The sequence below is a fragment of the Desulfobacter sp. genome, assembly GCA_028768525.1.
Classification (GTDB): domain Bacteria; phylum Desulfobacterota; class Desulfobacteria; order Desulfobacterales; family Desulfobacteraceae; genus Desulfobacter.
Genome location: CP054837.1, coordinates 2873382 through 2895518, shown reverse-complemented (window position 1 = coordinate 2895518; position 22137 = coordinate 2873382). Strand labels below are relative to the sequence as shown.

The following is a 22137-nucleotide window of genomic DNA, read 5'->3' as shown; positions in this document are numbered from 1 at the left end:
AAAGAATTTACACATTACCCATAAACACAGGAAATTAACGGCAAAAGAACCTTTTCTGCTTTGCTAATAATTTCAGTCAATTATTGCTCCCTTCTCAATGCCATAGGGTTCCAGATGGACCATGACGTCGATAATCCAGTCGTTTTGGGCCATCAGGACCCGTTTGACCACTTCGGAAATATAGTGCCCCTTGGATACGGTCAGGCTGCCGTCCACCTCAAGATGGAGGTCTATGTAAAACGAGCCGGCCAGTTTCCGGGTCCGGATTCTGTGGACCCCCAGGACCCCCGGGATCTGGGTGATCGTGGATTCAACGGTTTCAAGGTCCCTGGCGGACATGCCCATGTCCAAAAGCTCCCCCAGGCCGGAAAAAATAATATCCAGTCCGACCTTGATGATGAATATGGAGACCACGATGGCGCCGACCTGGTCGAGGAAGGCCAGCTTCGGGTTGGCCAGAGATGCCAGAACCGCGGCCAGGACCGGGATGGAGGAGAGGGCGTCGGTCCGGTGATGCCAGGCATTGGCCTTTACAGATGAGGATCGGGTTTCCACACCGACCTTGTAAGTGATTCTGAAGAGGAACTCTTTTACAATGAAGGAGAGCAGTGGAGCCAGGAAGGTGACCCAGGAGAGGGGCGCCTGTTCTTCCGGGGCCATGAGGGTCAGGACTGCGTTGTAGCCGATTCCCAACGCCACGCCTATGAGGATGAGCCCGATGCAGAGGGTGACCATGGATTCGATTTTATGATGGCCGAAGGGGTGGTCATGGTCGGCCGGCGCGGTCCAGTATTTTACCCCGAAAAGGATGACGAAATCCGAAGAGGTGTCTGAAAAACTGTGGAGGGCGTCGGCGACAACCGCCTGGCTGTTGCCGGCCAGGCCCATGGCAAGCTTGGCCAGGGACAGGATAATATTGGCAAAGAGACCTGCCAGGGTAATGTTCCGGATTTTAATTTCTGCGTCTCTTCCGTTTTCCATTGGGTGTTTTCCTAGTTCTCATTGGTGATTAAAGGCATGAATTTCAGGTTGGCTTTGGGGAAGGGATAGTTGCGAAGTTCATCAATGGCGGCCCATCTGTGGTCAATGGGGCCGTTGAGGGTCACCCTGCCGGAGAGATAATTGCAGTAAAAGACGTCCATTTTTATTTTAAAATGGGTATAGGCGTGGGAAATCCGGGTCAGGAATGCGGCGGTTTCGGCTTTTATGCCGGTCTCCTCCAGTATTTCCCGGATACAGGCCTGGCCGGCGGTCTCCCCTTTTTCCACCTTGCCGCCCGGAAATTCCCACAGCCCGCCCAGAAGCCCGTCCAGTTTCCTGCGGGTGATAAGCACCCGTCCCTGTTTCCGGACGATGCCCACGGCAATGTGGCGGGTGGGTACCTGTTGTTTTTTGATGCGTACCGGGAATTGGTCTGTGAGGTGCCGCTTAAAAGCACGGCATTGCCGGGAAAGGGGGCAGCCGCCGCAGTCCGGGGATTTCGGGGTGCAGACCAGGGCGCCCAGCTCCATGACGGCCTGGTTGTGGGTTCCTGGATCCCGGGCGTCCAGCAGCCGGGTGGCCAGGGCTTTGAATGTTTTGTGGGAGCTGCTGTGATTTACCGGGGTCTCCAGGCAGTACAGCCTTGCCAGGACCCGTTTGACGTTTCCATCCACAACGGCATGGGCCTGGCCGAAGGCAATGCTCTGGACGGCTGAGGCAATATAATCCCCCACCCCCGGAAGGGATAAAAACATTTGAAAATCTTCCGGAACCCTGCCGTCCATCTCATGGGCCACGATATGGGCGGCCTTGTGAAGGTGCCTGGCACGGGCATAGTATCCCAGGCCTTCCCATGATTTGAGGATGGGTTCAAGATCGGCACCGGCCAGGTCCTGGACACGGGGGTATTGGGCCATGAAGTTCAGGTAGTATGGGATAACGGTGTTGACCTGGGTCTGCTGGAGCATGACCTCTGAAACCCATACCCCGTATGGGGAGATGGATTCCCGCCAGGGCAGGCGGCGCCGGTTGGCAATGTACCAGTTCCGCAACGCCGTTTGAATCTGTTTGGCCTCGGGGGATGAAGGTGTCACGAGTATTCCTTTTCAGGGGGGCTGGCCGGATTAAACTGTTGTATCCGGGCGGTTAATTCTGCCTGGGCTGCAGCATCATGTTCTTTTTTATACCGCAGGGCAAGGTAAAGGTCCATGACGGCAGTGATGTCATTTGCCAGGTCAGGGCGCTTTGCCGTACACATCTGTGCGAAATCGGCAGGCCCCTGTCCCGGCCTGGGGGGCATTCCCGCCTGTTCTGTCTTTTTGTAGAACCTGCCCATGGCCCGGGCCACAGGATCCGCCGGGGTGCTTTCCTTTCTGAACCGCCGGACCAGGATGAAGAGAAAAAGGGCCAGGCCTGCCAGGGTCAGGCCGGCCAGCGCCGGGGCCGCCGCCCGGTTACCCCGGATGATCCCCGATGCGGCCAGCCAGGCCTGCTGTTCCAGGTGGGAATACCCTGTGAACCAGGATTCCCATTTCAGGTTAACGGCATCCAGGGCGAATTTCAGCCGGGCGGTCATGGGGATGGACGCCTGTTGTCCGGCACTGCCTGAAGGGGAACCGTCCGGATTGACCAGGACGCGTTCCGGCGAAACTGCCCCAGTGGGGTCCATCCGGGTCCAGCCCCGGTCCGGGTCGAAAAATTCCACCCAGGCATGGGCATAGGCCTGGCGGACAATGAGATAGGCCCCGAAGGGGTTGAGTTCTCCGCCCAGGTAGCCCCCCACCACCCGGGCCGGGATCCCTGCCCCGTTGAGCATAAAGGCAAAGGCAGAGGCATAGTGTTCGCAGTATCCCCGCCGGGTATCGAAGATAAAGGTGTCCAGGGGATGGGGCCCGGTGAGCGGCGCGTTCAGGGCGTAGACAAAGGGGTTTTCCCTGAAATAATCCAGGATGTGCCGGGCCTTTTCCACGGTGGTGCCCTCTTTTTCCGCAATTTTCCGGGCCAGGGCCAGGGTCCGGGGGTTTCTGGGGCCGGTGCCGGCGAGAATTTGTTCCGCAAGACGTATGGGGGAGGTTAAGCCAGTATTGCCGCTTTCCGAGAGTTGCGACACCACGGTGTACTGGGTTTTTTTTATGATTTTTTTTCTTGATTTCAGTGTCTGCCGATTCCCCAGTACTGCCCAGGGCGGTCCCTGCACCGGCCGGTCCAGGGCCATGAGACGGCGGCTGTTGCTGGGTTCCATGATGATGGTATGGCTGACGCCGGTGCCGGTGGCTGAAAGTTGTCCCGAAGGGACCGGCACGGTTTCCCAGTCCGGGGCGGGACGCCATGCACTGCCGTCAAATTTTTCAAATACAATGCCCCGCCAGTAGAGTTGCTCCGGTGCCGGTATATTTTCTTTAAAGGTCACCCTGAACGCCGGTGTGTTATCCCTGGCCATGGCGGAAATCCGGCCCGGCTGAAGGCTGTCGGTGAATCCGCTTCTGCCCCGGTCCGGATCCTGGATGCCGAAGACTGAATCCGGCAGCCTGGGGAATACAAGGAAAAGGACCGCCACCATGGGCAGGGCCTGGGCCAGGATGGTGCCGGCCAGTTTACGGCTCCTGGAGAAGCTTGCCCCCGGCGAATTGATCCGCACCATGGCCGTAGTGGTGACATAAACGCTGAATAGCATGTATATGAGGGTGAACAGGGAATCGGACCGGAACAGGGAGGTGATAATCATGAAATAGGTGAGCAGAATGGTGATCATCCGGTGGCGGTGGGAGGGCATTTCAAAGGGTTTGATGGCGGCCATCAACGCCATGAGCCCCACAAAGGCATCCCCGCCGATGCCCCTGCGGAAGGTGAGCAGAAGCCCTGCCAGCCCGGCAAAGGTCAGCAGGTAACGAATCACTGCCGTGGGAAGGGGCCATCCGGTTTTCAGCCGGGCCAGCATATATCCCCACATGGTAAAGCACCATAGGTTGATCCACAGGGGAAGGCCTGCCACGTGGGGGGCGACTGCCGCAATCAGGGCCGCAATGATGGGCAGGACTTCTTTGCGTTCTTTTTCCAGGGAAATGATATTTTCCGGTGCCGGGGTCATTGGGACACCTCTCCGGGAGAATAGAGGGCCAGAGCCTTGAGACAGCGGTGAAAATGCTTTTTCCCCGAGGCCGGCCGGATTTCGGTGGGGCCCAGGCGGATCCCGTACCTGATGTTGCATTTTTCCGCTTGGATCACCCCGTTGCAGACAAGGGAAAGCTTTTTTTCAAGGTCTGTTCCCTGGATCAGGGAGAGGTCCATTACTATTTCACTTCCCTTATCCGCCGTAAAATTCTTGATGAACATGCCCCGGCCCCGGGAAAATGTCTTCCATGAGATCCGGCCCATGGGACTGCCTGGAATATAGGGTTTCAGTCCCTGGAAATCGTCCGGTCCGCTTTCCTCTGCCTTTTGATCCCCCCCATCCCCATCCCCTGCCGCAGCCGTGGGAAAGGTTCCGGAAACCGGGGCCGGATAGACCAACCCCTTTGCGGGGAAAGGGAGTTCGGCCCTGAGCCGGAAAAGACCGAAGGGATAGGCCGATACCAGGATAAGTGGCCCCGGGCGGTGGTAGCCCCGCCGGGAGGCGGGCAGGGGCAGGTTGAGTACGCCCTGCCCTGAAAAGGATTGCGGCGGTTCCTTTCCCAATGCCAGGGAAAGGGCCTGGCCCTGGTCCGGGTGGCGGCCGGTTTTGATCCTGGCGGAAAAAACAAGGGACTGCCCCATGAATACAGGCTGGACATGCATGGGGGAGATGGCCAGGCCCGTCAGATTCCTGTACGAGTGGAACAGGGAAATCGCGGTCATGGTGCCCAGTAAAAATACCAGAATGAATCCGGCATTGTTGTTGTAGTTGATAGACCCCAGGAGCATGGCGATGAGAATGCCCAGGAAAAGCAGTCCGGCCTGGGTGGGGCGGATGGACAGGTCTTTTCGCCCGATCTCCATCACACCGGAATCCGGACCTGGCTGAACAGCTCCATAAACCTGGCTGCGAGCTGTTCCCCGGACTGGGTATCTATGTCCCGGCTGAACCTCAGCCGGTGACCGGCGGCCCAGGGCAGGATTTCCTGGAGGTCCTCCGGGATGGTGTAGTCCCTGCCCGTAACATAGGCCCAGGCCCGGGAGGCCTTTAGGATGGCCATGCCCGCCCGGGGGGAGAGGCCGATTTCAAATTCCGGGGAGGTCCGGGTGAAGTCCAGGATATTCTGGAGGTATTCCAGGAAATGATCCGAGGCATGGACCGCTTCCACCTCGTTCTGGATGCGGATCACATCCGGTTTTCCCATGCAGCAGGCCAGCTCCGCCATGACCCGGTCGCTGCCTTCGCCTTTCAGAATCCGGTTTTCCGCTTTCCGGTCCGGGTATCCCAGGGAGATGCGCATGAGAAAGCGGTCCATCTGGGATTCGGGCAAGGGAAAGGTGCCGGCCTGTTCCAGGGGGTTCTGGGTGGCAATAACGAAAAATGGGCTGTCCAGGGGGCGGGATCGGCCCTCAATGGTGACCTGCCCCTCTTCCATGGCTTCAAGCAGGGCGCTCTGGCTCTTTGGCGTGGCCCGGTTGATTTCATCCACCAGAAAAATCTGGGTGAATACCGGGCCGGGATGGAAATTAAAGCCGCCGGTATTCCGGTCAAATACCGATACCCCAAGGATGTCGCCCGGCAGAAGGTCCGATGTGAACTGCATCCGCTGGAAATCCAGCCCCATGCACCTTGCCAGGGTTTTGGCCAGGGTGGTCTTGCCGATGCCAGGAAAATCCTCGATGAGCAGGTGACCCCGGGCGAAAAAGCAGGCCAGGGCAAGTTTGATTTCCTTTTCCTTGCCGAGAATAACCCGGGAGACCTCCTTCACCATTTTTTCTATTTCCTGGGACATGGCTTCTCCGTTATTTTTTATCCGGTTTTACCCGGCCGGTCTTCCAGTTCCGGATCAGGTTGATAAATGTCCGGGTGGCGGTTCCCGAAGGTCCTTTGGGGATATAGGGCTTTTCAGTGAAATCCCAGGCCGTCCCCGCGATATCCAGGTGGGCCCAGGGCGTGTTGTCCACGAAATTGGACAGATAGGCCGCCGCCGTGATGGTGCCGCCGGGCCGGCCTCCTGTGTTTTTAATGTCCGCCACCTTGGATTCGATCTGTTTTTTATAGTTTTTATCCAGCGGCAGCCGCCAAACCGGTTCGCCTGCTGTGCTGCCGGCCGCTTGAACCTGCTTGACCAGTTCGTCGTTGTTGGATACCAGGCCGGTGTAATGGTGGCCCAGGCCGATGATCACGGCGCCGGTGAGGGTGGCGGCATCGATAACGCAGTCCGGTTTGTAGGTTTTAATGCCGTAGGCCAGGGCGTCTCCCAGGATGAGCCGGCCTTCGGCGTCGGTATTGATAATTTCCGAGGTCACCCCGTTGAAGTGGCGGATGATGTCTCCGGGGTGCATGGCATTGGCCCCGGACATATTATCCGTTGCCGGCACCAGGGCCACCACACCCACGTCGGGTTTTTCCTCGGCCACCGCGGCCATAGCCGACAGCACGGCGGCTCCGCCGCACATATCGTATTTCATATCTTCCATACCGGACGAGGGCTTGATGCTGATGCCGCCGGAGTCAAAGGTGAGGCCCTTGCCCACCAGAAGGATGGTTTCGCTTTTCTTTTCTGGCTGATATTCCAGGATCACCAGCCGGGGCGGCACAGAAGACCCCTGATTCACCCCCAGGATCCCGCCCATGCCCAGCTGGACCATCTCCTTTTTTTCGATGCACCGGTAGGAAAGGCCCGTTTCTTTGGCCAGGGCCTTGGCCCAGGTTGCAAAATCCGCCGAGGTCCAGCCGTTGCCCGGCTCGTTGGCCATGTCCCGGGCGGCGCAGGCGGCAAAGGCCGCGTTTTTCCCTTTTTGCACCCCTGTCCGTACGGCGGCCAGTTCTTCTTTGCATACGAATCTTAAAGCCGTAAGGCCGGGATAGTCATCCTTTTTTTTGGTGGTTTCCTTGTATTTGACAAAGCGGTAATCCCCCAGGATGATCCCTTCGGCAAATATTTCCGCGGCCGTGGGAAGGTCAGAAATTCCCGGGGCAAGGTGTTTTGGGGCGGGCAGGGCAACGACGATTTCCTTTGCCTTTGTTTTTGCCGCTGCCTTTGCCATGCTGCCGCCGCCCTGTCTGAGCATATCCAGGGCCAGGGCCTGGTCTTTCTCCTTGTTTACGGTTCCCAGCCCAAGGACCAGGATTCTTTTGGCCGCCGTTTTTGAACTGCCGGCCGGGTAGAATAAGAGTTCCTCCCCGGCTTTCCCGGTAAAGTCTTTGAGTTCATATGCTTTTTTAACCTGGGCCTGGACGGCTTTGTCACAGAGGGGGGCCTTATCTTTCACTTCCACCGCAGGATAAATGAGCAGATCAGTTTTAAAGGTTTCAGCAGCTTTGTTGGTTGTCGTGATACGGTTCTTTTTCATGGAGTCCCCTTTGCTATGGTATGAAAGAAACTATCTGTAATCAGTAAATCTACCATAGAAGATGGGTCGGCAAAAGAAAATTTCAATGGGGCGTGGGGCGCAGATATTTCAGTTTTTGTGATCGGGTCAGGTACCGGTGAGTGTGATTTCTATTTTCCGGGTTCTGGGGCCCAGATCATGGTTGATGACCACCACCTGCTGCCAGGTGCCCAGGGCCGGGCGCCCCTCTCTCACGGGTACGGAGAGGGATGGACCCAGGATGGCCGCCTGGATATGGCTGTGCCCGTTTCCGTCGTGCCAGGCCAGCTCATGGTCATAGAGCCGGTCCGGCGGAGCCAGTTCATTGATAGCCCGCTTCAGGTCCTCCACCACCCCTGTTTCATACTCAATGGCCGTGACCGAGCCGGTGGAGCCGGGGACAAAAATGTGCAGGATACCGGTGGTGATGCCTGAATCGTATACCAGGGCGTTAAGTTCCTCCGTGATATCGCAGATATCCGGTCCGGCGTCCATTTCACGGCTTACAGTATGGGCAGCGATTTTAAGGGAATTCATGACAAGTGACATACCAGCATTGAAAAGATTCGTAAAGGGACAATATTTCTTTGTATGGGACCCATGCTTGATGTAGGATATCGTAATGGACAACCCATGGGGAATGCAATGACAAAAAAACCGACCTATGAAGCACTTGAAGCCCGGATCCGCGAACTGGAATCTGAACGCTCCGCGGATGACGGCATCTCCCTGACCCGCATCATGGAAAACAGGGCGGTCGGGTTTTACCGGAGTACGCCGGAGGGGCGTTTTATCTGGATAAACCAGGCGTTTGCCGAAATGCTCGGGTATGATTCTCCCCAGGCCGTGCTGGATAATGTTTCGGATATTGCGGTGCAATTATTTTCAAATGCATCGGATCGGGGGCGGTTTACCCGTGTCATGGAAAAACATGGGAAGATTGAGAATTTTGAATATCCCATACAACGCCGGGACGGACAGATCCTCTGGGTATCGGAAAGTGCCCGGAGCATCCGTGATGCGATGCAGAATATTATTGCCCATGAGGGCATGGTGGTTGATATCACCAGACGGCGGCAGGCGGAAGAGGAGAAAAAAGGGGCCGAACAATTCATCTTGTCTCTGATTAACGCCTTGCCCGTTCCGGTATTTTACAAAGACAGGGCGGGGCGGTACCAGGGATTTAACGATGCCTTTGAATCTTTTTTCGGACAAAAAAGAGAGGCGTTGATCGGGAAATCCGTCTTCGATATCAATCCGGAGGCACTTGCAGAAATTTATCATGCCAAAGATGAGGCCCTGTTTGAATCCGGAGGCACTCAGCGTTATGAATCCCAGGTCCAGAACGCCCGGGGAGAGATCAGGGATGTGATTTTTGATAAATCCGTATTTATGGACAAGAAGGGACGGATTGCGGGGTTGATCGGAACGGTTCTGGATATTACCGAAAAAAAAGAATCCTTGCGGGCGCTCCAGGAGAGCGAGGCCCGTTTCAGAGCCATCTTTGATGACGCCAATGACGGCATACTTGTGGCCCATTCGGAAAAAAAGACATTTGTAATGGCCAACAATGTGATCTGCCGCATGCTGGGATATTCAAAGGAAGAGCTTTTCAGCCGTTCCGTCCATGACATCCATCCTGAGCAGGAACTGCCCGATGTGTTAAGGGTCTTTAAAAAACAGGCCAGGCAGGAAATAAAAATTGCGCCCGACATCCCTGTGAAGCGGAAAAACGGTAGCGTATTTTATGCCGATATAAATACCGTTCTCCTGACCATCGGAGAGGATAAGCTCCTGGTGGGCATTTTTAGGGATGTCACCCAGCGCAGAGAGATGGAAGCGGCCCTCAAAAAGAGCGAAGAGCGGTTCAGGGAAATGGCGGATCTTCTGCCCGGTGCCGTTGTGGAAACCGATGAAGCGGTCAATATCACCTATATGAACCGCATGGGAATGAAGATGTTCGGCTATGATCAAGTCGATATTGCATTGGGGATGAACGGCCTGGACCGGGTCTGCCCCGAGCAGCGGGATCGGGCGGCCCGGCGGCTCCAGGAACGAATCCAACGGCAGTCTGTTTCCCCCACTGAATACAGGATGCTCTCAAAAGACCTAAAGGAATTCTGGGTCTATTTAAACGCCTCCCCAATAATAAAAGACGGCCAGGTAAAAGGGTTCCGCATCGTTCTGACGGACATCAACGAACAGAAAAAGATGGAATCGGAAAGGGAAGACCTCATCGGTGAACTCCAGGATGCCCTTGCCGAGATCAAAACCCTGAGGGGAATCGTTCCCATCTGCTCTAAATGCAAGAAAATCAGGGACGATAAGGGCTATTGGAATATCCTGGAGAATTTTATCCAGGAGCACTCCGAGGCCTCTTTCAGCCACAGCCTCTGCCCGCAATGCTCAGATGAATTGTACGGAAATGAAAGCTGGTATCAGAAAATGAAAAAGGGCAAAACCGGGGATTAGTCCTTGGGTGGAAAATTAACCCCCGGGTGATGTCAGGCTCTCCCTTTTACAAACTCCATTAGAAATTCAATGTGCTTTTTCATGACCGAAAACGCCCGGGACGGATCACGTTCCTTGATGGCATCCAGGATATTCTTATGCTGTTTGATGATCTCTTCAATATTGCCGGGTGTCTCATATAGGCCGATGCGGCTCTCTTTGATGCCGTGGAAGAGGTAGTCATAGAAGTTTTTCATGATCAGGATGTTCAGGGAATTTTTTGCAGCATAGGCCAGGGCCATATGGAAGGCGGTATCCGCTTCCGCACCCAGGTGGCCGGAATCGGCCGCTTCTTCCATCTCAATGATGCTCTGTTCCAGGGCTGATATATCCGCCTCATCCGCCCGCCGGGCTGCCAGGGCCGCTGAATTGCACTCCAGGCCCATACGGACTTCAAGGAGCTCTTCAAGGGACGCGTCCTGGGTTTCCATTGCCCTGGCTATGGGACCGGACATGGGGCCTTCCATGGGTTTTACAAAGGTGCCCTGGCCCTGTTTCTGGATAATCAGCCCCATGGCTGCAAGGCGCTGGACCGCATCCCGGATGGTTGTCCGGCTGACCCCCATGGCCTGGGCCAGTTCACGTTCCGTCAACAATTTCTCCCCGGGCTTCAGTTTTCCCCTGTAGATCCATTCTCTGATCTGGTCAAAGACCTGGTCGGAGATCCGTTTGGGCTTTATGGGCTTTATGGAGATTGTCATAATAATTATATTCTATTTATTAGGCGTCGTTTCTAAATAATTCATATGTAAACATATCATCACGGGTAACCATAAAAGTATATATTTTTTTAAAAATAGCTGGCGTTTGAATAGTTTAACCCGAAGTCTAACCATGCCTGAGCTGCCGCCTTGGCGGTACGGCCCTTCAGCCGCCGTAGCTATTGGCGGCACCATATCATTTGCCCCTTACTCATCCCCGGAGGCACTGGCGGACAGGGAAATATATTTGGTAATACCAATTTTTAAGATTGGGTCGTATTCGGTGCTGTTTTACTTGTTGTCAAATTGGTACTACCTATTTCCTGTTATGGGGTGTCAAATATGGATTTGCCTGATTTAATAGAGATTATACCATAATCATGATGAAAAAATAAATAACCAATAAAAAAGCTTTTTCCTTGACAAATATTGATTTCGGTTTGTATACATTGGTCATACCAAATGGGCAATGGTGTTCTTATTTCTGATTTCTGACAATTTGGTTTGCTGGTTCTATGATTTAAAAAAGGAGGCTGCCGAGGAGGCAGGCAATGAAAGATTTAGCAGAAGAATTTACGGAAAAGGCGAAACTGGTTTCGGCCCGGGTCTACCCGGTGTCGACCATGGCGGCGGCTTTTGACAAGGTCGTTGAAATCTGTTTGGGCAAAGCGGCCCTGGAACCCCAGATGGAGATGGGAAATGCAGCAGATCTGTCCAATGATATGCGGATCATGGCGGCCCCAAATCTGGACGGAGACCTTTTTGCGGCATTATCTGAAAAGTGCGAAACCGCCGGCAATATTTCTCTGGTCCGGGACGGCCTGCGCCGTTACCCCGGCGGCATTGATGTGGGGGTAACCCTCACGGATTTCGGTATTGCCGAAACCGGCACCCTGGTTCTGGATTCTGCTTCCGAAGAGACCCGTCTGGCTTCGATGCTTTCGGAAGTGCATGTGGCCCTGTTGCCCAAGTCAAAGATTAAACCATCAGCCCTTGAAATGACAGAAGAACTCAGGGAAATGCTTGAGGATTCCGGTTCCTATACTGCCTTTATCACCGGTGCCAGCCGGACTGCCGATATTGAGCGGGTTCTGGCAATGGGGGTTCACGGTCCCCTTGAACTTTACATCATGATGGTGGAGGAGGAGTAAGCCATGTCAGGTAATCAGTCCGTTGAAAATTTAAGCGCCTATAAAAAAAGGCTGGATTCAGCCCTGGATAATGAATTCCTGCGCAAGGCCATGGATAATTTTGCCGTGGCCTACAGGGCGTCCCGGGAAAATGCCTTTGCCGGCATGGATACCGAGGGCCTGATACGGGCGGCGGCCGATGCCAAGGCCGATGCCGTCCTCCGTAACCAAGCGCTCATGGCCGCTTTCAGAAAAAAAGCAGAAGAAAAAGGGATCCATGTCCACATCGCTGCGACTGCAGAGGATGCCAACCGGATTATTGCAGAAATTGCAAAAAAGACCGGCTCCAAGCGCATCGTAAAATCCAAATCCATGACCGCCGAGGAGATCCACCTGAACAAATGGCTGGAAAACGATGGCCTGGAGGTGACTGAAACCGATCTGGGGGAATGGATTGTACAGCTCCGCAAGGAAGGCCCCTCCCACATGGTCATGCCGGCCATCCATCTTTCCCGCTACCAGGTGGCCGATCTTTTTTCCGATGTGACGGGAAAGGAACAGGACGCAGAAATCCAGCGCCTGGTCAAGGTGGCCAGAAAGGAGCTGAGGGAAAAATTTGTCCAGGCCGACATGGGCATCACCGGCGCCAATTTTGTGGTTGCGGACACCGGTTCCATCGGCATTGCCACCAACGAGGGCAATGCAAGGCTGGTCTCCACCCTGCCCAGGGTTCATGTGGCCCTGGCCGGCATCGACAAGCTGCTGCCCACCATGAAAGAAGCCCTGGCCGTGAATAAGGTGCTGCCCAAAAACGCCACGGGTCAGGCCATCACCTCCTATGTGACCTGGATCACCGGGCCCTCGGAGTGCAAAACCGCCGAGGGCGGAAAGCGGGAGATGCACATGGTCTTCCTGGATAACGGCAGGAGCAAAATAGCTGAAGACCCGGTATTCGCCCAGGTCCTCCAATGCGTCCGCTGCGGGGCCTGCGCCAATGTATGTCCGGTCTACCGCATGGTGGGCGGCCACCAGCTGGGCCATATCTACATCGGGGCCATCGGCCTGATCACCACCTATTTTTTCCACGGCAGGGAGCATGCAAAGAACCTGGTCCAGAACTGCACCAACTGCGGGGCCTGCAAGGCCATCTGCGCCGGAGGCATTGATCTGCCGGCCCTGATAAAGGAAGTCCATGCCAGAATCCAGGATGAAGAAGGCCATCCCCTCCAGAGCCTGCTGCTCGGCAAGGTGCTTAAAAACAGGAAGCTGTTCCACACCCTGCTGAGGACGGCAAAGCTGGCCCAGGGCCCCATGACCAAAAAAGAAAAGGGCGTGCCCTACCTGCGCCACCTGCCCATGATTTTTTCCCCGGCCCATAATTTCAGGCGGCTGCCGGCAGTGGCGGAAACGCCCTTCCGCGACCGTTTTGCCAAATTGAACAGGCCTGTGGATAAACCGGAATATAAAATCGCTCTTTTCTCCGGATGTGTTCAGGATTTTGTCTATCCAGAACAGCTGGAAGCGGCCATGAGGGGGTTCCGGAAAGCCGGCGTCCAGGTCTCCTTCCCCATGGACCAGTCCTGCTGCGGCCTGCCCGCCGTAAGCATGGGGGAAACCGCAGCCGCCCGGGACGTGGCCCTTCAGAATATCGAGGCCTTTGAGTGCGAGGATGTGGACTATATCGTCAGCCTCTGTGCCTCCTGCGCCTCCCACCTCAAGCACGGCATACCTAAGCTGGTAAAGGATTATGCGCCCCAAAAGGCCGCAGCTTTTGCTGATAAGGTGATTTCATACAGCCAGTTCATGGCTGAAGTGGTGGGTATTGAATCCGGTCACAGGAGCGGACCGGCAAGGAAAACAGCCTTCCATTCCCCCTGCCACCTCTGCCGGGGGCTGGGGGTGAAAGAGGCGCCCAAGGCGATGATCGCCGCATCTGGCAGCGATTATGTACCCACGGCCGAAGAAGAGACCTGCTGTGGGTTCGGGGGCAGTTTTTCAGTAAATTTCCCGGCGGTATCCAATGAAATTCTCACCCAGAAACTGGATGATGTGGAAAAATCCGGAGCCGGCCTCCTGGTCACCGAATGCCCGGGCTGCGTCATGCAGTTGAGGGGCGGGGCCTTGAAACAGGGCCGCAAGCTTGAGGTGGCCCATCTGGCCGAGCTGCTTTACCCTGAATAGGGGTGAATAAAAATTCCCCTTTGCCTGGCATCTGACCGGTTTGTCCGGCTGGGGGAACATTAAAAAAGGCGCCTTCCCTTCAGGGAAAGCGCCTTTTTTCATTCCGGAGCAGGCCTATACGGCCTTGTCGTTAAAAAATCTCATGACATACCCGATGTGTTCCCTCATGGCGGCATAGGCTTTGGCCGGGTCCCGTCCCTTAATGGCCTCCAGAATTGCCTGATGCTGCTTGAGAATTTCATCTATGTTGCCGGGTTCCTCGTAGAGGCTGGCCAGGTTTTCCTTGATCCCGTGGAAAAGGTAGTCGTAGAAATTCCGCATGATCAGGATGTGCAGGGGGTTTTTGGCGGCATAGGCGACTGCCATGTGAAAGGCGGTGTCCGCTTCGGTGCCCAGGCGGCCGGAGTTGACCTCTTCGGTCATCTCAATGATGCTTTGGTTCAGGGCTGTGATATCGGTTGCATCGGCCCGTTTGGCCGCCAGGGCCGCAGCGTTGCACTCAAGGCCCATGCGGACTTCAAGAAGGTCTTTCAGCGAGGCATCCTGGGCTTCCATGGCTTTGGCCAGGGGGGTGTCCATTGTCTCGTCCACGGTTTTGACAAAGGTGCCCTGTCCCTGCTTCTGCACAATCAGCCCCATGGCGGCCAGTCTCTGGATGGCGTCCCGTATGGTTGTGCGGCTGACCCCCATGGCCTGGGCCAGTTCCCTTTCGGTCATCAGTTTTTCACCGGGTTTAAGCTTACCCCGGTAAATCAATTCCCTGATCTGGTCAAAGACCTGATCCGAGATCCGTTTGGGCTTTATGGGCTTTATGGGTATTGTCATAATCCTAATCGTATTCTTGTATTTATTTCTTCAAGCCAGACAGTATTAACCATTCCCTCCCGTATATCAAGAGTTTTTCAATGCCGGCGCCGGCTTAATAGGTCAGGACCATGCCGCCGTCAAAAAGCAGGTCGCCGCCCACCAGGTATTTGGCAAATTTCGAAAATCCGTGGACAAAGAGATTGGCCACCTCCACCGGGGCCATCATTTCCTTGATCCGTGAGGCCCCCATCATCACATCGGTGACCACCTGCTCCGGGGTGATGCCCCGCTGTTCGGCCTGGGCCCCGATCTGGTTCAGGGCAAGTGGGGTTTTGACAAAGCCCGTGCTCACGGTAAAGGAGCGGATCTTTCCTTCCCCTTCTGCTGAAATGGACTGGCTCAGTGCCCGAAGGCCGAATTTTGTAATATTGTAAACCGGTTTGTTTTTTGTGCAGATATGGGCGTGGACAGAGGCCATATTGGCAATAACGCCGCATCCGTCCCCTGATTTTTTCATGTGGGGGATGGTCAGCTGGGACAGAAGAAATGGGGCCCTGAGCATGATTTTCTGCATACGGTCGTAGGTTTCCATGGGAAAATTTTCCACGGCATCGATGTGCTGGATTCCGGCGACATTTGCCAGATACCGGATCCGGCCCATATCTGCGGCCCTGGCCACGGCGGATTCCACTGCAGAGTCGTCGGTGATGTCGGTATGAATAAATTCCATGTCCCCACCTAGGGCGGCCGCCTTTTTGCGGGTGGTTTCCCCCTCCTCTGGGTTGATATCCAGGCCCACCACCTTGAGGCCGTTGGCTGCGGCGGCAATGGAGACTGCCCGGCCGATACCGGTGCCGCATCCGCTGACAATGCATAGGTTTTCCCTGCAGAAATCCGGGTCGTCCAGCATCAGAATCTCTTGTTTGGTAATTTCAGGTTCCCTGATATCCATTGCCGCCCTCCTTCAGTATGGGTTATGGGGAGCATTGCCCTGCTCCCCGCGTTTTATGCGTGGCTAAATGGTCTCCGCGTAGAGTTCTACGGGATGGCGCACTCTTATATTGGTCCCGGCCTTGGCCAGCATGTCTGAAATCTGCATCATGCAGGCTGGGCAGCCGGTGGAAAGGGTGGTGCATCCGGTGTCTGCAATGTTCTGCTGCTTGAGTTTTCCGATGGAGGCGGAAAGATCGTAATGGTAGACGTTGAAGCTGCCGCCCATGCCGCAGCATTTGTCCGATCCTGCCATTTCCACCAGGTTGAGGCCGGCCGCCCGGATCAGCTGCCTGGGCTGGGCCGCCACTCCCAGGGATTTTTTCAAATGGCAGGGGTCGTGGTAGGTTACGGTTTCCCCGGCCCGGCTCCCTTGGGCGTCTCCCAGTTCCGGTGCCACCCTGTCCACCAGGAATTGGTTGATGTCCATGGTCTTCCGGGAAAGGGCTTCCAGTCGTTGTTTTATGCCCGAGTCGGGATTCTTGTATACGGCGGGCCAGAGTTTTTTGATGGTGGAGGTGCAGGTGGCGCAGGCCGTGACCAATACGTCGAATTTTTCCTTTTCAAATAGGGCCAGGTTGTGGTCCACCAGCCGGGTGAAGGTCTCCCGGTCCCCCGAGGCCAGGGCGGGGATGCCGCAGCATCCCTGGCCGGAAGGGATGGTCACGCCCACCCCGTGGTGGTCCAGCACCTTGATGGATGCCCTGGCAATATTGGGAAAGACCTTGTCGATGAGGCAGCCGGTGAAGATGGCGGCGTTCATTTTTTTTCCCGATTTCCTCAGCCCCTGATCCGGTATCTCCCTGTGGAAAGGGGTGGATGCCAGGGGCAGAAAATGCCGGTCCGAAAGCAGGGGGGAGACCAGGCGGGCGCAGGAGGTGCCCTGGGCATTTTTATCCGGTTTGGTGAACAGTCCCTGGAATTTTCCGGCCCAGGCCACCAGGGTGTCGAAGGTGCCGGGATTGGCCAGCATCTTTTTGAAGATGATCTGTTTGGCCGGCGAGAGCCCCTTGTACTCGGACAGGATGGCCCGGGCCTTGATGAAGATCTCAAGGACATTGACCCCGGAGGGGCAGTTGGCGGCGCATGAGCCGCAAAGGAGACAGCGGTTGAGCCGTTCATCCACACCGTCGGGGTCGGAAAAGATATTATCCATGAGTCCGGTGAGCAGGGCCAGTTTCCCCCGGGCCACATCCGATTCCTTCCGGGTCTGTTCGAACAGGGGGCAGACCGACTGGCACATGCCGCACCGGATGCAGGTCACCAGCTGCTCTTCAAGTTCTTTGACCAGATTGGCCAGTTCATTCATATTTGACATATTTAATTTACCTGTTTGTACGTCATCATTGAGTCGAACTTCTTTTATCAGTTTGATGGGGTTTCGGAAACCCCGGTTATTTTGCCCGGGTTAAGAATGTTGTCCGGGTCCAGGGCCTTCCTGAGCTGACGGGAAAAGAGGATGGAGGAATATCCCGCCTCTTTTTCCAGGAAAGGCGCCTTGGCAAGTCCGGTGCCGTGCTCCCCGGAAAGGGTGCCGCCCATGGCAAGGGCCTTGTCGAATATTTCCTCAATGGCCGCTTCCACCCGGTGGAATTCTGCTGTGTTCCGCTTGTCCGTAAGAATGGTGGGGTGGAGGTTGCCGTCCCCGGCATGGCCGAAGGTGCCGATGTCGATTTTGTATTTTGCGGCGATCTCCTGGAGGGCCCGCACCATATCCGGGATCCTGCTCCTCGGGACGGTGGCGTCTTCAAGGACCAGGGTGGGTTTGAGCTTGGCCAGGGCCGAGAGGGCCGAACGCCGGGCCGCCCAGATTTTGTCGCGCTCTTCATCGGTTCGGGCCACATTGACGGAGGCGGCCCCCAGTTTTTTGCACAGGGCTTCCACTTTTTCCCCTTCTTCTTCAACCACCGCCGGGTGGCCGTCCACCTCGATGAGGAGCAGGGCGGCCGCATCCACCGGCAGACCAGCTCCGGAGAAGTCTTCCACCGCCCTGATGGTGAAATTGTCCAGGATTTCCAGAGTGGCCGGAACGATTCGGGCCGCAATGATGGCAGCCACCGTCTCCGATGCCTTTTCAATGGTATTATACACTGCCACCATGGACTTCCTGGCCTGGGGGGCCGGGATCAGCTTGAGGGTAATTTCATCCAGCACCCCCAGGGTGCCTTCTGACCCCACCATCAATCCGGTGATATTGTACCCGGTGGCGCATTTTACGGTGCGCGATCCGGTTTTTACATAATTGCCCCTTGCGTCGAAGAATCGCAGCCCCATGACATAATCCTTGGTAACCCCGTATTTTAGGCCCCGCAGGCCCCCTGCGTTTTCCGCCACATTGCCGCCGATGGTGGAGACTGCCTGGGACCCGGGATCCGGTGGATAGAACAGCCCTTTGGCCTCCACAGCCGCAGCCAGTTCCGCCGTGACAACGCCGGGCTGGACCACGGCATACATGTCAGCCTCGTTGATCTCTATGATTCTGTTGAGCCGGCCGGTGGAAAGGACAATCCCGCCGACCTCCGGAATGGTGCCCCCGGACAGGTTGGTCCCGGCCCCACGGACAGTCAGGGCTAGCCTGTGCTCATGGCATATCTTAACAATCTCGCCAATTTCCTCGGTGCTGCCGGGGATCACGACGGCTGCGGGCATCTGTGCATCAAGCACGGCCGCATCGTAGGAATAGGTCAGCATGTCTTCTTTCTGGGTCAGCACATTTTCCTGGCCGAGGATTTCGTTGAACCTGGTGACGATGGACGGGTCGATCATAGTTTTCCTCTCTTATCTGTCATTGGTAAGACCAATTTTTAGCCGGCTTTCTGCTGCCGTTTTTTCCGGAATGGCGGGGGAGGTACGACCTTTCCGGAAGCGTGACGCTTAAAATGGTAAAACCGTTTGATTTTATAGGATAAAAAATCTATAGCAGAACCGACAGCAAAAAACAAACAAAATAATTTTTTTCTTGACAAATGAAAAATATGGATCTTAAATATTGGTCATACCAAGAAAAGCGATGTGATTTTATCTCTGCCATAGGACGATTGGTTTGCTGGAATACCCGTGATTCACGGCTCCGGGAAAGGAGGAATGCAGGTTTTATGCGAGTGTTTTTGGGGTTTGGGAAGACTCAAATCCCAGGTCTTTTATAAAGTTTTTACCTTGAGGCAAATTAAAGGATGGAGGAAAAGATGAAAAAAAGATTGACGATTCTGTTAACCTGCCTGGTGGCACTCTCTTTTATCTGTACAAGCGCCTATGCCGGCAAACGTGAAAAATTCGGTGAAGACCCCCGCCATAAGATCGCAAAACGGGTAAAGTTCAAAACCTCAGACCAAAAAATCAGATGGAAAATGGTCATGCCCTGGTCCAAGGGCCTTCTCTTCTACGATATTGCCACCCATTTCGCAGATTCCGTCCGCCTGGCCTCAGCCGGCCGCCTGGATATCAAACCCTTTTCCGCCGGCGAACTGGTCCCGGCCATGCAGAGCTTTGACGCCGTAAGCCAGGGCGCTGCCCAGGTCGGTCATGACTGGCCCGGTTACTGGAAGGGAAAAAACGAGGCCTTTGTCGCCTTTGCCTCTGTCCCCTTCGGCCTTGATGCAGAAGGATACAACATCTGGCTCTATGAAAAAGGCGGGCTCGAAATGATGCAGGAAATCTACGGCAAGTTCAATCTCTTTGCCCTTCCCGGCGGCCAGTGCGGCCAGGAGATGGGGCTGTTCTCCAATAAAAGAGCCACCAAAATGGAAGATTTCAAAGGCATGCGCCTGAGAACCCCGGGCTGGTTCATGGATATCATGAACAACCTGGGCGCTTCCGTATCCCCCCTGCCCGGCGGCGAAGTTTACCTGGCCCTGGAACGCGGTGTGATTGATGCGGCGGAATTCTCCTCACCGGCCATCAACTATCCCATGGGGTTTGATGAAATCACCAAATATGTAATTGAACCCGGCGTCCACCAGCCCGGCATCCAGTGTGCCCTTTTCTTCAACAAAGACGCCTATGAAAAACTCCCCGAAGACCTGAAATGGATCGTTGATATCTGCGCCAAGGAGACTCAACTGTGGAGCTACAACTGGATCAACTCCCTGAACGCCAAGGCCATCCGTCTGTTCAAGGAAAAGGTTGAATTCGTCCACATGGACGAAGCCACCCGGATTGAGTTCAGAAAAGTTGCCAAAAAGTATATCGATTCCGTTAAAGCCAAGTATCCCGACGTGAAAAAGGTGATGGATTCCCAGGAAGCATTCATCAAAGACTATGCCGACTGGAGAGAGGCAAGGGGCGGCGCTGCTCCATGGCCTTATGAAACCTATATTGGCGGAAAAACTTACGAATAAGCGACCATCCGGCCACAGGATACGGGGTGTTGCCGTATCCTGTGGCGGCCTGAGGTCCTGAAAATGAGGCCCGGCAGCCTGTGACAAAAATAATCCCGGTATAACAAAGGGCTGCCGGGCCTGATTTCTAAGCAAACATTTTTGCGATAAAGGACGTTCCCATGCTGGAAACCCTGTCAAACAAGCTGGAAAGCATCGTCAGAAAAGAGGGGGATATCACCTCTCTTCTCATTTATCCGCTGCTTATTGTGGTGGTGTATGAGGTGTTTATGCGGTATGCGTTCAACTCCCCCACCACCTGGGGGTTTGAAGCCACCACCTTTCTTTACGGCCTCCATTATATGTTCGGGCTGGCTTACACCGATGTCTATGACGGCCATGTGAAAGTTGATATTTTTACCACCCTGGCCCCTGAAAGGGTCCAATCCTTTTTAAGGATACTCACCAACCTGGTCTTTTTCATGCCGGTGATTGGGTGCATGACCATCTGGTCCATTAAATTCGCCTATGTTTCCACCATGGGCGCAGAGGTGAATTCCACCTCCTGGGCGCCGCCCATCTGGCCCCTGAAAATTCTCATGGCCCTTTGCTTTGCCTTTCTTCTGATCCAGGGCATTGCAAATCTTCTAAAAGATATCAACGCACTTAAAAACTAAGGAAATTTCCCATGAGTCTTGAATTCATGACAGTGGCCATGTTCGCCACCCTGATTGTGGCCATCACCTTCGGGCACCCCCTGGCCTATACCCTGGCGGCGGTGGCCACCCTCTTCGGCCTCATTGACAACGGCTTTGCCATTCCCGCACTCTTTGAAATGTTCGTCAATAATTGCTGGGGGCTGATGAACAATTATACCCTGGTGGCCATCCCGTTATTTATATTAATGGCCCAGCTCCTGGACCGTTCCAAGGTCTCCGATGCCCTGTTCGAATCCCTTTATGTGGTTCTGGGCGGCATCAAAGGGGGCCTTGGGCTTGCCGTTGTGGTGGTCTGTACGGTATTTGCGGCCACCACCGGCATCATCGGTGCCTCTGTTGTGGCCATGGGGCTTCTGGCCACCCCGGCCCTCATCGGTAAGGGATACCAGAAAGAATTGACCTCGGGCATTATCTGCGCTTCGGGCACCCTGGGGATTCTGATTCCGCCGTCCATCATGATGGTTGTCTACGGCGGGCTCACCGGGATGAAGGAGACCTCGGTGGGGAACCTTTTTGCCGGCGCCATTTTCCCGGGCCTGGTGCTGGCCGGTCTTTACTTTGTCTATATTTTCATCCGGTGCAATATCAATCCCCAACTGGGCCCCCCCATTTCAAAGGAAGAGGCCTCGGCCTATAGCGCTGCCCAGAAATGGGCCATGACCCTTAAATCCCTGGTGCCGCCCCTGGCGCTGATCCTGGCGGTCATGGGCACCATCCTTGCCGGCATTGCAACCCCAACGGAGGCGGCCGGCCTGGGAGCGCTGGGCGCCATGATCCTGGCCTTCTTCAATAAAAAACTGAATATGACGGTCCTGAAGGAGTCGGCCTTTGCCACCCTTAAGACCACCTCCATGGTCATGATGCTTTTTATCGGCGGAAAATTTTTTTCCACCGTATTCCTGAGCATGGGCGGCGGAGACGTGGTGGCTGACCTGCTCATCGGTTCCGGTATGAACCGCTGGCTTATTCTCTTCCTGATGATGGGCATCGTATTCATCATGGGGATGTTCATCGACTGGGCCGCCATTCTGCTGATCACGGTGCCGGTGTTCATGCCCATCGCCATGGAACTGGAGTTCGATCCCCTCTGGTTTTCCCTGCTCATGTGCGTGAATCTCCAGACCTCTTTTCTGACGCCGCCCTTCGGCTATGCCCTGTTCTACTTCAAAGGGGTTGCCCCGGAGGGGTATACCATGATGCATATATATAAGGGCATTATTCCCTTTGTATTGCTTCAGATTGTCAGTATTGCCATGCTGTGCCTCTTTCCTTCACTGGTCACCTGGCTGCCGTCCATCTTTTTCGGGGCCTGATA

18 protein-coding genes are annotated in these 22137 nt (G+C 55.1%); 6 read left to right on the top strand and 12 right to left on the bottom strand.

Annotated features, from left to right (window positions below; translation table 11 throughout):
- Positions 1–72: 72 nt before the first annotated feature.
- The 7 genes from HUN04_13160 to HUN04_13130 all read right to left on the bottom strand — a co-directional run bounded on the left by HUN04_13160 (position 73) and on the right by HUN04_13130 (position 8004).
- The gene (locus tag HUN04_13160) at positions 73–981 is read right to left on the bottom strand and encodes a cation transporter (GenBank protein ID WDP90590.1); all 909 of its coding nucleotides are present in this window, start codon (positions 979–981) and stop codon (positions 73–75) included.
- An 11-nt stretch (positions 982–992) separates the two neighbouring features.
- The gene (mutY, locus tag HUN04_13155) at positions 993–2075 is read right to left on the bottom strand and encodes an A/G-specific adenine glycosylase (GenBank protein ID WDP90589.1); all 1083 of its coding nucleotides are present in this window, start codon (positions 2073–2075) and stop codon (positions 993–995) included.
- Positions 2072–4069, bottom strand: coding sequence for a DUF3488 domain-containing transglutaminase family protein (locus tag HUN04_13150; GenBank protein WDP90588.1), 1998 nt, complete (start codon positions 4067–4069; stop codon positions 2072–2074). The genes mutY and HUN04_13150 overlap by 4 nt, the downstream gene beginning before the upstream one ends.
- The gene (locus HUN04_13145) at positions 4066–4959 is read right to left on the bottom strand and encodes a DUF58 domain-containing protein (protein WDP90587.1); all 894 of its coding nucleotides are present in this window, start codon (positions 4957–4959) and stop codon (positions 4066–4068) included. Before HUN04_13145 ends, HUN04_13150 begins: the two co-directional genes overlap by 4 nt.
- Positions 4956–5885, bottom strand: coding sequence for a MoxR family ATPase (locus tag HUN04_13140; protein WDP90586.1), 930 nt, complete (start codon positions 5883–5885; stop codon positions 4956–4958). The genes HUN04_13145 and HUN04_13140 overlap by 4 nt, the downstream gene beginning before the upstream one ends.
- A 10-nt stretch (positions 5886–5895) precedes the next feature.
- Positions 5896–7449 (bottom strand): leucyl aminopeptidase, encoded by a 1554-nt coding sequence (locus HUN04_13135; GenBank protein ID WDP90585.1) that lies wholly within the window; start codon positions 7447–7449, stop codon positions 5896–5898.
- Between the two features lie 126 nt (positions 7450–7575).
- A complete protein-coding gene (locus tag HUN04_13130; GenBank protein ID WDP90584.1) occupies positions 7576–8004 on the bottom strand; it encodes a YjbQ family protein in 429 nt (142 codons plus the stop codon).
- A gap of 108 nt (positions 8005–8112) precedes the next feature.
- Between HUN04_13130 and HUN04_13125 the strand changes: the two genes are divergently transcribed.
- On the top strand, positions 8113–9939 hold the full coding sequence (locus tag HUN04_13125; GenBank protein WDP90583.1) for a PAS domain S-box protein: 1827 nt from the start codon (positions 8113–8115) through the stop codon (positions 9937–9939).
- A gap of 32 nt (positions 9940–9971) precedes the next feature.
- On the opposite strand, the gene HUN04_13120 is transcribed toward HUN04_13125, so the two are convergent.
- Positions 9972–10679, bottom strand: a complete 708-nt coding sequence (locus HUN04_13120) for a FadR family transcriptional regulator (GenBank protein ID WDP90582.1) — start codon at positions 10677–10679, stop codon at positions 9972–9974.
- Positions 10680–11230: 551 nt separating this feature from the next.
- Here HUN04_13120 and HUN04_13115 point away from each other — a divergent pair.
- The gene (locus HUN04_13115; protein ID WDP90581.1) at positions 11231–11830 is read left to right on the top strand and encodes a lactate utilization protein; all 600 of its coding nucleotides are present in this window, start codon (positions 11231–11233) and stop codon (positions 11828–11830) included.
- Between the two features lie 3 nt (positions 11831–11833).
- Positions 11834–13990: an LUD domain-containing protein gene (locus HUN04_13110; protein WDP90580.1), complete on the top strand. Its 2157-nt coding sequence runs from the start codon at positions 11834–11836 to the stop codon at positions 13988–13990.
- 114 nt (positions 13991–14104) lie between these two features.
- Here HUN04_13110 and HUN04_13105 read toward each other — a convergent pair whose 3' ends face one another.
- From HUN04_13105 to HUN04_13090, 4 genes are all read right to left on the bottom strand, one after another.
- Entirely contained in the window at positions 14105–14815 is a 711-nt protein-coding gene (locus HUN04_13105) for a FadR family transcriptional regulator (GenBank protein ID WDP90579.1), read from the bottom strand.
- Between the two features lie 94 nt (positions 14816–14909).
- The gene (locus HUN04_13100) at positions 14910–15749 is read right to left on the bottom strand and encodes an SDR family oxidoreductase (protein ID WDP90578.1); all 840 of its coding nucleotides are present in this window, start codon (positions 15747–15749) and stop codon (positions 14910–14912) included.
- A gap of 63 nt (positions 15750–15812) precedes the next feature.
- Positions 15813–17105 carry a (Fe-S)-binding protein gene (locus tag HUN04_13095; GenBank protein ID WDP90577.1) on the bottom strand — a complete coding sequence of 431 codons (1293 nt, stop codon included), beginning with the start codon at positions 17103–17105 and terminating at the stop codon, positions 15813–15815.
- Positions 17106–17152: 47 nt separating this feature from the next.
- Positions 17153–18553, bottom strand: coding sequence for an FAD-binding protein (locus HUN04_13090; GenBank protein ID WDP90576.1), 1401 nt, complete (start codon positions 18551–18553; stop codon positions 17153–17155).
- A gap of 419 nt (positions 18554–18972) precedes the next feature.
- Here HUN04_13090 and dctP point away from each other — a divergent pair, with 419 nt between their 5' ends.
- The 3 genes from dctP (at position 18973) to HUN04_13075 (ending at position 22135) form a co-directional block, all read left to right on the top strand.
- The gene (gene dctP / locus HUN04_13085; GenBank protein ID WDP90575.1) at positions 18973–20124 is read left to right on the top strand and encodes a TRAP transporter substrate-binding protein DctP; all 1152 of its coding nucleotides are present in this window, start codon (positions 18973–18975) and stop codon (positions 20122–20124) included.
- A gap of 161 nt (positions 20125–20285) precedes the next feature.
- On the top strand, positions 20286–20780 hold the full coding sequence (locus HUN04_13080; protein WDP90574.1) for a TRAP transporter small permease subunit: 495 nt from the start codon (positions 20286–20288) through the stop codon (positions 20778–20780).
- An 11-nt stretch (positions 20781–20791) separates the two neighbouring features.
- Positions 20792–22135 (top strand): TRAP transporter large permease subunit, encoded by a 1344-nt coding sequence (locus HUN04_13075; protein WDP90573.1) that lies wholly within the window; start codon positions 20792–20794, stop codon positions 22133–22135.
- Positions 22136–22137: the final 2 nt, after the last annotated feature.

Excerpts from the sequence above, each read along its gene's own strand:
- HUN04_13115 (WDP90581.1), top strand. The coding sequence starts at position 11,231 with ATGAAAGATTTAGCAGAAGAATTTACGGAAAAGGCGAAACTGGTTTCG.
- HUN04_13150 (WDP90588.1), bottom strand. The coding sequence starts at position 4,069 with ATGACCCCGGCACCGGAAAATATCATTTCCCTGGAAAAAGAACGCAAA.
- HUN04_13110 (WDP90580.1), top strand. The coding sequence starts at position 11,834 with ATGTCAGGTAATCAGTCCGTTGAAAATTTAAGCGCCTATAAAAAAAGG.
- HUN04_13125 (WDP90583.1), top strand. The coding sequence starts at position 8,113 with ATGACAAAAAAACCGACCTATGAAGCACTTGAAGCCCGGATCCGCGAA.
- HUN04_13105 (WDP90579.1), bottom strand. The coding sequence starts at position 14,815 with ATGACAATACCCATAAAGCCCATAAAGCCCAAACGGATCTCGGATCAG.
- HUN04_13120 (WDP90582.1), bottom strand. The coding sequence starts at position 10,679 with ATGACAATCTCCATAAAGCCCATAAAGCCCAAACGGATCTCCGACCAG.
- HUN04_13160 (WDP90590.1), bottom strand. The coding sequence starts at position 981 with ATGGAAAACGGAAGAGACGCAGAAATTAAAATCCGGAACATTACCCTG.
- HUN04_13130 (WDP90584.1), bottom strand. The coding sequence starts at position 8,004 with ATGAATTCCCTTAAAATCGCTGCCCATACTGTAAGCCGTGAAATGGAC.
- HUN04_13140 (WDP90586.1), bottom strand. The coding sequence starts at position 5,885 with ATGTCCCAGGAAATAGAAAAAATGGTGAAGGAGGTCTCCCGGGTTATT.
- dctP (WDP90575.1), top strand. The coding sequence starts at position 18,973 with ATGAAAAAAAGATTGACGATTCTGTTAACCTGCCTGGTGGCACTCTCT.
- HUN04_13135 (WDP90585.1), bottom strand. The coding sequence starts at position 7,449 with ATGAAAAAGAACCGTATCACGACAACCAACAAAGCTGCTGAAACCTTT.
- HUN04_13100 (WDP90578.1), bottom strand. The coding sequence starts at position 15,749 with ATGGATATCAGGGAACCTGAAATTACCAAACAAGAGATTCTGATGCTG.
- HUN04_13095 (WDP90577.1), bottom strand. The coding sequence starts at position 17,105 with ATGTCAAATATGAATGAACTGGCCAATCTGGTCAAAGAACTTGAAGAG.
- HUN04_13090 (WDP90576.1), bottom strand. The coding sequence starts at position 18,553 with ATGATCGACCCGTCCATCGTCACCAGGTTCAACGAAATCCTCGGCCAG.
- HUN04_13075 (WDP90573.1), top strand. The coding sequence starts at position 20,792 with ATGAGTCTTGAATTCATGACAGTGGCCATGTTCGCCACCCTGATTGTG.
- HUN04_13080 (WDP90574.1), top strand. The coding sequence starts at position 20,286 with ATGCTGGAAACCCTGTCAAACAAGCTGGAAAGCATCGTCAGAAAAGAG.